Source organism: Methylophilus sp. TWE2 (assembly GCF_001183865.1).
In the GTDB taxonomy this organism is placed as follows: domain Bacteria; phylum Pseudomonadota; class Gammaproteobacteria; order Burkholderiales; family Methylophilaceae; genus Methylophilus.
In genome coordinates this window covers 684,678-696,395 of record NZ_CP012020.1, presented here as the reverse complement: position 1 = coordinate 696,395, position 11,718 = coordinate 684,678, and the positions used below count along the sequence as shown (strand labels likewise).

Annotated in this window: 9 protein-coding genes; all 9 read left to right on the top strand. The window is 49.6% G+C overall.

Annotation, left to right across the window (positions count from 1 at the left end):
* Positions 1-151 precede the first annotated feature (151 nt).
* The 9 genes from ACJ67_RS03350 to ACJ67_RS03310 all read left to right on the top strand — a co-directional run bounded on the left by ACJ67_RS03350 (position 152) and on the right by ACJ67_RS03310 (position 11,708).
* Positions 152-1,342: a tRNA guanosine transglycosylase gene (locus tag ACJ67_RS03350; RefSeq protein ID WP_049637871.1), complete on the top strand. Its 1,191-nt coding sequence runs from the start codon at positions 152-154 to the stop codon at positions 1,340-1,342.
* 1,044 nt (positions 1,343-2,386) lie between these two features.
* On the top strand, positions 2,387-2,701 hold the full coding sequence (gene yajC / locus ACJ67_RS03345; RefSeq protein ID WP_049637870.1) for a preprotein translocase subunit YajC: 315 nt from the start codon (positions 2,387-2,389) through the stop codon (positions 2,699-2,701).
* A 59-nt stretch (positions 2,702-2,760) separates the two neighbouring features.
* Positions 2,761-4,590: a protein translocase subunit SecD gene (secD, locus tag ACJ67_RS03340; RefSeq protein WP_049637869.1), complete on the top strand. Its 1,830-nt coding sequence runs from the start codon at positions 2,761-2,763 to the stop codon at positions 4,588-4,590.
* A 29-nt stretch (positions 4,591-4,619) separates the two neighbouring features.
* Positions 4,620-5,564 (top strand): protein translocase subunit SecF, encoded by a 945-nt coding sequence (gene secF, locus ACJ67_RS03335; protein WP_049637868.1) that lies wholly within the window; start codon positions 4,620-4,622, stop codon positions 5,562-5,564.
* Positions 5,565-5,650: 86 nt separating this feature from the next.
* Positions 5,651-6,922, top strand: a complete 1,272-nt coding sequence (locus ACJ67_RS03330; RefSeq protein ID WP_049637867.1) for an HlyC/CorC family transporter — start codon at positions 5,651-5,653, stop codon at positions 6,920-6,922.
* A gap of 79 nt (positions 6,923-7,001) precedes the next feature.
* Positions 7,002-7,313 carry an ATP-dependent Clp protease adapter ClpS gene (gene clpS, locus ACJ67_RS03325; RefSeq protein ID WP_018986133.1) on the top strand — a complete coding sequence of 104 codons (312 nt, stop codon included), beginning with the start codon at positions 7,002-7,004 and terminating at the stop codon, positions 7,311-7,313.
* Between the two features lie 263 nt (positions 7,314-7,576).
* On the top strand, positions 7,577-9,832 hold the full coding sequence (gene clpA, locus ACJ67_RS03320; RefSeq protein WP_049637866.1) for an ATP-dependent Clp protease ATP-binding subunit ClpA: 2,256 nt from the start codon (positions 7,577-7,579) through the stop codon (positions 9,830-9,832).
* 184 nt (positions 9,833-10,016) lie between these two features.
* Entirely contained in the window at positions 10,017-10,352 is a 336-nt protein-coding gene (locus ACJ67_RS03315) for a hypothetical protein (protein ID WP_049637865.1), read from the top strand.
* Between the two features lie 105 nt (positions 10,353-10,457).
* On the top strand, positions 10,458-11,708 hold the full coding sequence (locus ACJ67_RS03310; protein ID WP_231587236.1) for a TolC family protein: 1,251 nt from the start codon (positions 10,458-10,460) through the stop codon (positions 11,706-11,708).
* Positions 11,709-11,718 lie beyond the last annotated feature (10 nt).

Below are 11,718 nucleotides of genomic sequence, written 5' to 3'. Positions count from 1 at the left end.
AAGATAAACAATGGAGATATGCGCATTGTTGCGGGCAATGACAAAAAATGCAAGCACGGTCAGCCGACGAAAAAGCACTCATGCATGGTCAGGAGGCGTCATCACGCTGTGCTAAAATGCTGGTTTATTTCAGCTATTTACCGTCATTTTCATGCAGTTTTCCTTACATAATACCGATGGGCTTGCTAGACGTGGCACGGTCAGCCTGCCGCATGGTGAAGTACAAACCCCGGCGTTTATGCCCGTGGGCACTTATGGCACGGTCAAGGCCATGTCTCCGCAAGAACTCAATGACATCCAGGCGCACATCGTGCTCGGCAACACCTTTCATTTGTGGCTGCGCCCTGGGTTGGACGTGATTGCAGCACATGAAGGCCTGCATAAATTCATGGGATGGAGCAATCCCATCCTGACGGATTCAGGTGGCTTCCAGGTATGGAGCCTGGGAGACTTACGCAAAATCACTGAAGAAGGCGTGAAATTCCAGTCACCCATCAACGGTGACCGCTGTTTTTTAACGCCGGAAGAGTCCATGCGCATCCAGCGCGTGCTCAACAGCGACATTGTCATGATTTTTGACGAATGCACCCCTTACCCGGCCAGCCACGACCAGGCACGTAAATCCATGGAACTCAGCCTGCGCTGGGCACAACGCAGCCGGGATGCCTTTAATGTCTACCAAACCCAGACCATCACACACACTCTCGCCATGGTGGGTGGCCCTGCCGAAGTGAACCAATTACGTTCAGATAACCTACCAACTAACGGTAATGCTTTATTTGGGATTATCCAGGGCGGAATGTACGAAGACCTGCGCGACATTTCACGTCAGGGCCTGGAAGAGATTGGCTTTGACGGCTATGCCATTGGTGGCTTGTCTGTGGGCGAGCCCAAAGAAGATATGTTACGCATTCTGGCGCATACCGCACCACAAATGCCAACAGACAAACCACGCTACCTCATGGGCGTCGGCACGCCAGAAGACCTGGTTGATGCCGTCAGCTACGGCGTCGACATGTTTGACTGCGTCATGCCTACCCGTAACGCACGAAACGGCTGGTTATTCACGCAATATGGGGACGTTAAAATCAAGAATGCCAGCTATAAGACGGATACACGCCCCCTGGATGATGAATGTGAATGCTATACCTGCCAGAACTTCAGCCGTGCTTATTTGCATCACCTTCATCGCATAGGCGAAATTCTGGGGGCACGCTTGAACACTATTCATAACCTGCATTATTATCAGGTGTTGATGCAAGGCATGCGGGCAGCGATTGAAGAGAACCGTTTTGAGACGTTTAAGGCGGAGTTTGCTCGGAAGCGGGCGGAGAAGAGATAAGCATTTGCATGGTAATAACTCAGCGAATGTCTCCAATTGTGGCGCCACAGAAAATTAGCTTTCTCTTTCGCCTGTAGGCGACCATTCTTTCTTATGCTTGTCCATAAGAAAGAAGGCAAAGAACAAGACACTCTAGCTTCCGCTTGTTCCCTGCGTTGCTCGTCATCGTGGGCGTCCAGCGAAACTCGCCCTAGCGGCTTGCACACTGCGCAAGCCACCGCGGAACTCGGACAGCCGCTGGCCGAATGCTCCCACGCTGATTGCGCTACTCGGCGCGTCAGATAGGGGCCCGTTCAAACCCACCACGATGAAACGTTCGCTGGACATGTTAAATTCAGGGGCGCTAGGTAACTTTTCACTTCAAAGCTGAAACTAAAACCATTTTTTTCACGGTGATCGAGCGTGATGCAATGCAAAGAATTCCACTTAAGTGAAAGCGTGTGCTTTTCATGGGCCCCTATCTGACGCGCCGAGTAGCGCAGCCAAAACAAGAGTAAAGGGAGCGACTGTTCGAGTCCCGCAGCAGCTCACGCACTTTGTGAGCTGCCAGGTCGAGTTTCGTGACCGCTTGGCCTAAGTCTGGCAAAGCAACGGACGAAAGTCCTAGGTCGAGCAACGCAGGATAAAAGCGGAAGCTAGGGTGCATTTCTTTTGGTGACTTATTCTTTGGGCAAGCAAAGAAAAGTCACTCGCTGAAAAAGCGAAAAGCAACCCGACAAACATTCACTAACGCGTGGGCATGCATACCCACCCTTCCAAACAAAGAACAACCTTTTATTGCAATCACACCACGCCTGGATTCCGGCCTACGCCGGAATGACGATTTGTTGCTTAGCCAACCGGTTCTGCAAAACATCCATTTCGCAGGCGCAGAGCTTGCTCTGTGAAACCCTTGTAACACTCCATGCCGGAATCACGGTGTCCATAAAATACTTTTCGCCAAATCAACGCTCATTATCCTCGAATCACACCCTGCCGTTTATTCTTCTCCTGCCTGTGCTAGAATCGCGAGTTATCTCGTAGATTGATTCAGGAACAAAAAATATGTTTATCAGCAACGCCTATGCGGCCAGCGCCCCCGCCACCGACATCATGAGTTTCTTACCCATGGTGGTAATTTTCGTCTTGTTTTACTTTATGTTGATCCGTCCGCAAATCAAGCAGGCCAAACAGCATAAATCCATGCTGGAAACATTAAAAGCAGGCGACGAAGTGGCCACAACCGGTGGCATCGTCGGCAAGGTGACTAAAGTGGGTGAAAACTTTGTCAGCATTGAAATTGCAGCCAATACGGTAGTGAATGTACAGAAACATACGGTACAAACCCTGCTGCCTGCAGGCACCCTGAAATCCATTTAATCAATCAATTTATACGAATCAAAGACTAAAGCGTCTTTCATTTCGACCAAGAGTTTCTTATGAACCGTTATCCAATATGGAAATTCGTGCTGATCGGCACAGTGATTATCATTGGCCTGCTGTACACGATCCCAAACTTTTTTGGTGAATCGCCTGCAGTGCAAATCAGCCCGGCAAAAACATCACTCAAGCTAGACGAGAGTCTGCTGGAGAAAGTGGAAAGCACACTTAAACTGGCTAACATCCCGTTTGACGGGCTGTTTATGGATGCCAGTGGTGTCAAGGTACGTTTTGCCACAACGGATACGCAATTGCTGGCAAAAGACAAGTTGGTCGCCAACCTCGGCAAAGACTATACCGTTGCGCTCAACCTGGTGCCACAAACACCAGGCTGGTTGCAAAGCATAGGTGCCAAACCTATGTATTTGGGTCTGGACTTACGTGGCGGTGTGCATTTTCTGCTGCAAGTGGATATGAAAGCGGCACTGGACAAAGCGGCTGAAAGCACTGTGGGTGACTTCCGCATGTCTTTGCGCAAAGAAAAAATCAACTACTACGGTATTGAGCGCCAGGGACAGGTCGTGGTGGTGAAATTTGAATCAGAAGCCGAAGCGACCAGGGCGCGCAACCTGTTGGCTAAAGACTTTTCTGACCTGACCTACAAAATTTCCGGCAGTGATAAAGACTTCAGCCTGACGGCCAGCATGAGCGTCATGGCGCAAAAACGTATTCAGGAGTTTGCGCTTAAGCAGAACCTGCAAACCCTTCATAACCGGATCAATGAACTGGGCGTAGCTGAGCCTATCGTGCAACAACAAGGCCTGGACCGTATTGTGGTGCAATTGCCTGGTGTGCAGGATACCGCTAAAGCCAAGGAAATCCTGGGCCGTACGGCGACGCTGGAAATCCGCATGGTGGATGAAGAAAAATCCGACATGGCGACCCTGCAAAAAGCCCAGACCGGTCAGGTGCCCTTCGGTGATGAGTTGTTTAGTGACCGTGAAGGCCGCCCTGTACTGGTTAAGAAAAGCGTCGTCCTGACCGGTGACCGAATCACCGACGCTGGCCCTGGCGTCAATGGTCAGAATGGCGCTTCTGTGGTCAATGTGACCCTGGATGGCCGCGGTGCGGGCATCTTTAAAAACGTGACACGTGAAAACGTGGGCAAGCGCATGGCGATTTTGTTGATTGAAAAAGGCAGCACTGAAGTCATTACCGCCCCAGTGATCAATGAAGAAATTGGTGGAGGCCGCGTACAGATTTCCGGCATGGCCAATGCGCAGGAAGCCACGGACATTTCATTACTACTGCGCGCAGGTGCACTGGCAGCGCCGATGGAAATCATCGAAGAACGTACTGTGGGCCCGAGCATGGGTGAAGAAAACATCAGACGCGGCGTGCACTCTACGTTGTGGGGCTTTGCTGCCATTGCCGTGATGATGATTGTGTATTACCTGGTGTTTGGCGGCGTATCAGTCATGGCTTTAGGTGTGAACCTGTTGTTGCTGGTAGCGATTCTTTCCATGCTGCAAGCCACACTAACCTTGCCTGGCCTGGCAGCGATTGCCCTGGCACTGGGCATGGCGATTGACGCCAACGTGTTGATCAACGAGCGTATCCGTGAAGAGCTGCGTAACGGCAATACGCCGCAAGCAAGCATCCACGCCGGTTATGACCGTGCGTTTGACACCATCCTCGACTCCAACGTGACCACACTCATTGCAGGTCTGGCGCTGTTTATGTTTGGTACCGGCCCGATTAAAGGCTTTGCGGTGGTCCACGTGCTGGGGATAATGACTTCTATGTTTAGCGCGGTGCTGGTTTCACGTGCACTGGTCAATCTCTTGTACGGCTACCGCCGCAAGATTGAGAAATTGCACATCGGTTAATCACTGTCATCACCTATTGAGTACAGATTATGGAATTATTCAGAATTAAAAAAGACATCCCGTTCATGAGTTACGGGCGTCTGACCACCTCAATCTCGCTAATTACATTTGTATTGGCGATTTTCTTCCTGCTGCATCGCGGCTTGAACTACGGTGTCGATTTCACAGGCGGGACAGTGATGGAGGTGCACTATCCTAAAGCGGCCAATATTGAACAAATCCGCCAGGTGATGGATGCCGTCGGCCTGAAAGACGTGACGGTACAAAACTTTGGCTCCAGCCAGGATGTATTGATCCGCTTGCCCGTCAAAAAAGAATTATCTATTGCCCAGCTCTCTGAAAAAATCTCGACTGCCCTCAAAGGCGCAGATGCAGGCGCTGAAGTGCGCCGCGTAGAATCGGTTGGCTCCCAGGTCGGCGAAGAGTTATATGAAAACGGCGCACTGGCATTGTTGCTGGTGTGCGCGGGCATTATGGGTTACCTGGCCTTGCGTTTTGAATGGCGCTTTGCGGTGGCGGCGATTATCGCCAACATGCACGATGTCATTATCATTCTGGGCTTCTTCGCCTTCTTTCAATGGGAGTTCAACCTGACGGTACTCGCGGCGATTTTGGCGGTATTGGGTTACTCCGTGAACGAATCCGTGGTGGTATTTGACCGGGTGCGCGAAAACTTCAAAAAAATGCGCAAGGCAACTGCCGTGCATGTGATTGATAACGCGATCACGCGCACCATGTCACGCACGATTATCACGCACTTGATGACACAAACCATGGTCTGTTCCATGCTGTTTTTTGGCGGCGAAACCCTGCATAATTTTTCGCTGGCGCTGACCATTGGTATTCTGTTTGGTATCTATTCTTCAGTCTTGGTGGCCTGCCCGATTGCCATGTGGCTGGGCGTCAACCGTGCCAACCTGATTGGTGACACTGAGAAAAAGCCTAAAGAAGACGAAGCAGCTGTCGCACCTTAAGCGCAACTATTATTTGATTCTTTTAGGCTTGGATTTTTAGCCACTGGTGGGTACACTAGTGGCTTCTTGTTTTTAACCCCACACTTTTGGACAATATCCCCTTAAGCTGGCAGATTGGTCTGCTACTGCTCTTGCTGTCTTTCACGGCTTTTTTCTCCATTGCCGAAACCAGTTTGATGTCGCTCAACCGCTACCGCATGCGACATCTGGCCAAAGAAGGCCACCGCGGGGCCAAACTGGCCAGCCGCCTCATTGCACAAACCGACAAAACCCTGGGCGCCATTTTGCTTGGCAATACACTGTGTATTGTCGGCTCCTCTACCCTCGAAGTCGTCATTTCAGAGCGCCTGTTTGGTGAAGGCGATTACGTACTGATGTTTGGTTCACTGGCCATCACCTTTGCCATCCTCGTGTTTAGTGAGATCTCTCCTAAGGTGATTGCCGCCGCGCACGCCGAAAAGCTTGGCTTCGCCAGTAGTTATCTGTTATATCCATTATTGTGGCTATTTAATCCGGTCGTCTGGTTTGTCAATTTATTTGTCAAAGCCTTTCTCAAGTTGCTGGGTGTGCGCATTAATTTCAATGGCGAGGCCCAAGCGGTAACCACCGAAGAGTTACGCAGCATTGTCAGTGATGCCGGACAATATATTCCCTCGCAAAGCCGGACCATCCTGCTGAACCTGCTGGATCTCGAAGACATCATTGTGGACGATGCGATGACCGCACACACCCAGGTTGAATTTATCGACCTAGATGAACCCATAGACCAAATCATGGAGCAACTGGTACGTAGCCACCATTCACGCCTGCCAGTCCGACAGGGAGATCATGAGGATATTGTGGGTATTTTGCATGTGCGCAAGGTATTGCCACTGCTACGCGACTTTCACATAGGTAAAGCGCCGACCAAAGCTCTATTACAGGCAGCCATGAGTTTGCCCTATTACATTCCCTCGGGCACGCCACTCTACACACAATTACAACAGTTCCAGAAACGACATGAGCGCATTGCGCTTATCGTGGATGAGTATGGTGAATTCAAGGGTCTACTGACACTCGAAGACATTCTGGAAGAAGTAGTGGGCGAATTCACCACACAATCACCCGAACATGGCAGCCACTTTCATCAGCTCGAAGACGGCAGTTGGCTAGTGGATGGCAGTAGCTTATTGCGCGATCTCAATCGCAAATTGAAACTCTCTCTGCCAACAGATGGTCCACGCACATTGAATGGCTTAATTCTGGAGCATTTTGAGGATATCCCCGAGCCCAATACCAGCTTTAAAATTGATGAGCACAAGTTGGAAATTCTTGACGCACAGGATCGTGTTGTCAAACGCGTCAAAATTTACCCTTAAACCCTGATTTCTCTCGCATCCGCTCTTGAATTTTTTAATACAAGGCGCAAAATAAGTCCTAAGACAGGTATACAAAACTATGGTTCGACCCAAGCGTGATGGTGACTTGGCTCTGGAGTCCCAGGTCGCCAAACCCAAGCCTCCAGAACTTTACAAGGTGTTGTTACTCAATGACGACTACACCCCAATGGAATTTGTTGTGGCCGTCATTGAGCGGTTTTTTAACAAGTCCCGTGAACAAGCCACGCAAATCATGCTCAAAGTACATACCGAGGGAATGGGCGTGTGTGGTGTGTATCCACAAGATATTGCAGAAACCAAAATGCATCAGGTTCTAGAGTCTGCCCGCGAAGCACAACACCCCTTGCAATGCGTGATTGAGGCCGCTTGATGCTTTTAAAGGCATTGTGAGAATACAAGGCAAATACACTAGTACACTCTTGGTTAAATAGGTGTATTGTGGTGGTAGCATGATAACAAGTGTTTCTGGATCGCTTCGCTCATTTAAACTTGAGTAAAAAGCAACCTTGGGGCATTGAATTTTTTGAAGAAAAGCACGATAACAATAAACAGACAGGTTTTGCCAAATTGCAGCAGTGACATCTGCAAACGAGGCGTTTTGCAGTTTAGTGTAGTGTATTAAGGAAAGTCATCATGATTGCTCAAGAACTTGAAGTCAGCCTGCACATGGCATTTATGGACGCACGACAAAAGCGTCACGAACTAATTACGGTTGAGCATCTATTACTGGCTATGTTGGATAACCCGACAGCCGCAGAGGTACTGCGTGCATGTGGGGCCAAATTTGACACACTGCGCAGTGAATTGACCCAGTATATTGAAGAACATACGCCTACAGTGGCCGGCTCTGACGAGGTAGACACCCAGCCTACCCTGGGCTTCCAGCGCGTCATCCAGCGCGCCATGCTACATGTACAGTCCTCAGGTAAAAAAGAAGTGACTGGCGCCAACGTGCTGGTTGCCATTTATGGTGAAAAAGACTCGCATGCCGTATTTTTCCTGCACCAACAAGGCGTGACACGCCTGGATGTCGTCAATTTCATCTCGCATGGCGTGGCGAAAATTCAGGAAAACGAACCCAAATCTGCCAGTACCGAGCAAGAGACTGAAGGCGAAAGCGTCAGTACTGGTGCTCTGGAAAACTTCACCTTAAACTTGAACGCACAGGTGCTGGCAGGCAAGATTGATCCGCTGATTGGCCGTGGTCTGGAATTGGAACGTGTGATCCAGACCCTGTGCCGCCGCCGCAAAAATAATCCTTTACTGGTGGGTGAAGCTGGCGTGGGTAAAACCGCGATTGCCGAAGGCTTGGCCTCGCGCATCGTCAGCAACGACATTCCTGAAGTATTGGAAAATGCGACTGTCTACTCGCTCGACATGGGTGCACTATTGGCCGGGACCAAATACCGCGGCGACTTTGAACAACGCTTAAAAGCCGTCATGAAACAACTGGCCGAAAAACCAGATGCCATTTTGTTTATTGACGAAATTCATACCCTGATTGGCGCAGGTTCCGCCAGTGGCGGTACCTTGGATGCAAGCAACTTGCTGAAACCGGCCTTATCAAACGGCTCACTCAAATGCATAGGTGCGACGACTTACCAGGAATACCGTGGCATCTTTGAAAAAGACCATGCTTTGTCACGCCGTTTCCAGAAAATCGACGTGCAAGAACCAAGCGTAGCCGAAACCATTGAGATCCTCAAAGGTCTGAAAGCTAAGTTTGAAGAGCACCACAGCGTGAAATATAGCGCCAGTGCCTTGACCGTTGCTGCTGAATTATCTGCTAAATACATCAATGACCGTCATTTGCCAGACAAGGCGATTGATGTGATTGATGAAGCAGGTGCAGCACAACGCATTCTGCCCAAGAGCAAGCAGAAGAAAGTGATTGGCAATAAAGAGATTGAAGAAATCATTGCCAAGATTGCGCGCATTCCGCCCAAAAATATTTCCACCGATGACCGCAATGCCCTGAAAACCCTGGAACGCGACCTCAAAGCCGTGGTGTTTGGTCAGGACAAGGCGATTGAAGTGCTGGCGTCTGCTGTGAAAATGGCGCGTAGCGGCCTGGGCAATGGCAACAAGCCTATTGGTAGTTTCCTGTTCGCAGGCCCAACCGGCGTGGGTAAAACCGAGGTTGCCAAACAACTGGCTTATATCCTGGGCATTGAATTGCTTCGCTTTGATATGTCCGAATACATGGAGCGTCATGCGGTATCGCGTTTGATTGGTGCGCCTCCAGGCTATGTGGGCTTTGACCAGGGTGGCCTGCTAACGGAAGCAGTGACCAAGCAACCTTATTGCGTCTTGCTGCTGGACGAAATTGAGAAGGCCCATCCGGATATTTTCAATATCCTGCTGCAAGTGATGGACCATGGTACGCTGACCGATAACAACGGCCGCAAAGCGGATTTCCGCAATGTGACCATTATCATGACGACCAATGCCGGCGCAGAGAACCTGTCTAAAGCTAGCATAGGCTTTACTAACAGCAAGGATGTGACTGACGAAGCGGCCGATCTGAAACGATTGTTCAGTCCTGAATTCCGTAACCGTTTGGATGCGACCGTTTCATTCGGCGCACTTAACCAGGAAGTCATCTTGCGCGTGGTCGACAAGTTCCTCATGCAGCTTGAAGATCAGTTGCACGAGAAAAAAGTCGATGTCACATTCAGTGATGAACTCAAGGCCTACCTGGGTAGAAAAGGATTTGACCCACTCATGGGTGCACGTCCGATGGCTAGACTGATTCAGGACACCATCCGTAAAGCATTAGCAGATGAATTGCTGTTCGGCCGTTTGAGTGATGGTGGGCACGTACACATCGATATCGACGATAAGGATCAGATTCAACTGATTTTTAAAGAAGAAACGATTTCCGCGTAATCTTCACTCTGCAATAAAACCTCGCCAAAGAGTGCACAAAATGCGTGCACTCTTTGGCGAGAACCCAACGAATATGGGTATCAATATATTATCGTTTAGTGTAAAATCAACACGTTACGCATATATTCATCTCTGGTACGTTAATTGCTAACTCCAGCAATGCCGGTCAGTCATGATTTTGTACATGCAAAAAATTTTTTATCTATTACATTTATTGTGTTTGGTATTCGCCTTGCAGACCACTGCAGCGGAACCCGTAGTCACTACATCGCTATTACAGAGCAGCACCAGTGCAACGATGTTATCCAATGCCGCAGATGATATGTTGACGGCAGATTTTGGTGATGTCAGCAACAGCATCGATATGCTCGAAATTGCAGAAGTCGATGTAGACAAAATTCTGTTACCGGCTTTCAGCTACCCCGTACAACGTACCAGCAATCACATTCCGGAACATCAGCTACCTGATTACCATCCCCTGTTTGCTTTCTGGCTAGACCGGCCGCCCCAAATCCTCTAACAATCCTTGCACATACAGGCATGTTTGGTTGCCTGTGTATCATTTTAATTATTAATTAAGGTGACTGTGTCATGATAGGCATACAGTCATCGCAGAAGGATTATTATGTTGAGTAAGACCCGCTGGCGAACAGCGCGCAAGCTAATGTGGCTATGTTGTTGCGTGCCCTCACTTGCCTTTGCCGAAGTCACTTTCGACCTAAAAACACTGCTAGATAAAGCTGTCGCCGAAAACCCCATGATGGCGGTCAGCAAAGCACAAGTTGAAGCCGCAGCTGCGGGCATCACCGTTGCAAGGTCTTTCTACAACCCTGACCTTGAGTTGATGGCTGGCCCGGCCAGATACCGCGGCGTGCCAACGCCAGGCGCCACCGAAAGAAACTATGGTGTCACTATTTCACAACCCCTGGACTTTCCCGGCACTCGCACTTCCCGCCGTGAGCTAGCCGAGCAACAATTAACCTACGCAGAAAAAGGCATACAAACTACCAGCTTCGACTTGCGTAATCTGATCAAGCAAGCCTACTTAACCGTTCTGCTGCGTCAGCAGATTTTGCAAATGCTAGGCGCCAACCTGAGTGTCTTGCAGGAAATTCAAACCAAAATCAAACGCAAGGTTGAGGTAGGCGAAGCGGCCAGATACGAGCTCATCAAGGCCGATACTGAATTGCTGGCAGCAGAGCGGGATTACGCCAGCGCGCAAACACGTATTGATGAAGCCAAGGCGATTTTACGCGGCATGATAGGCAATATGCCTGACACCTTTGAGGTCAAATCTGAACTCCCTACCATTTCTGAATTGCCTAACATTACAGAGTTACGGCAATCTGCCGAGAACAATCCTTATTTGCAGCAACTCATCACAGCGAAAGACAGTGCTGAAGCCAAACTCAAGCTTGAGCAGGCCTTGCGTTTTCCGGGTCTGACTTTGAAGTCAGACTTTACCCAGGATCCAGACCTGAATACGTTCCGGCTTGGTGTTGTGCTGCCATTACCAGTCTGGAACCGTCGTGAAGGCCAGATTGCCCAGGCCGCTGCCGGGGTAGAAGAAGCAGATGCCAATATTCGCCTGCAAAAACAGGTATTGCGCAAAGAGATCGATAGCGCATACCAACGTAACGTGATCGCAAGTAACCAGCTCAAAGTATTTGAAAATGGCCTGCTGGAGCAATCACAAGCGACCTTGAGTCGTGCAGAAGCCGCTTATAAATTCGGAGAACGCGGCATCCTGGAATACCTGGATGCGCAACGCGTCAATCGTGATGTCAAACGGGACTATCTGATTGCTAAATTCGATTATTTTTTCAGTGTATTGCAAATCGAACGTTTCATCGGTTCTGATTTGGTTCAACCTTAAGGGGATGGTG

What these genes read in the sequence shown, in the direction of transcription:
- ACJ67_RS03350 (WP_049637871.1), top strand. Translation starts at nt 152, where the DNA reads ATGCAGTTTTCCTTACATAATACCGATGGGCTTGCTAGACGTGGCACG.
- yajC (WP_049637870.1), top strand. Translation starts at nt 2,387, where the DNA reads ATGTTTATCAGCAACGCCTATGCGGCCAGCGCCCCCGCCACCGACATC.
- secD (WP_049637869.1), top strand. Translation starts at nt 2,761, where the DNA reads ATGAACCGTTATCCAATATGGAAATTCGTGCTGATCGGCACAGTGATT.
- secF (WP_049637868.1), top strand. Translation starts at nt 4,620, where the DNA reads ATGGAATTATTCAGAATTAAAAAAGACATCCCGTTCATGAGTTACGGG.
- clpS (WP_018986133.1), top strand. Translation starts at nt 7,002, where the DNA reads ATGGTTCGACCCAAGCGTGATGGTGACTTGGCTCTGGAGTCCCAGGTC.
- clpA (WP_049637866.1), top strand. Translation starts at nt 7,577, where the DNA reads ATGATTGCTCAAGAACTTGAAGTCAGCCTGCACATGGCATTTATGGAC.
- ACJ67_RS03315 (WP_049637865.1), top strand. Translation starts at nt 10,017, where the DNA reads ATGCAAAAAATTTTTTATCTATTACATTTATTGTGTTTGGTATTCGCC.
- ACJ67_RS03310 (WP_231587236.1), top strand. Translation starts at nt 10,458, where the DNA reads ATGTTGAGTAAGACCCGCTGGCGAACAGCGCGCAAGCTAATGTGGCTA.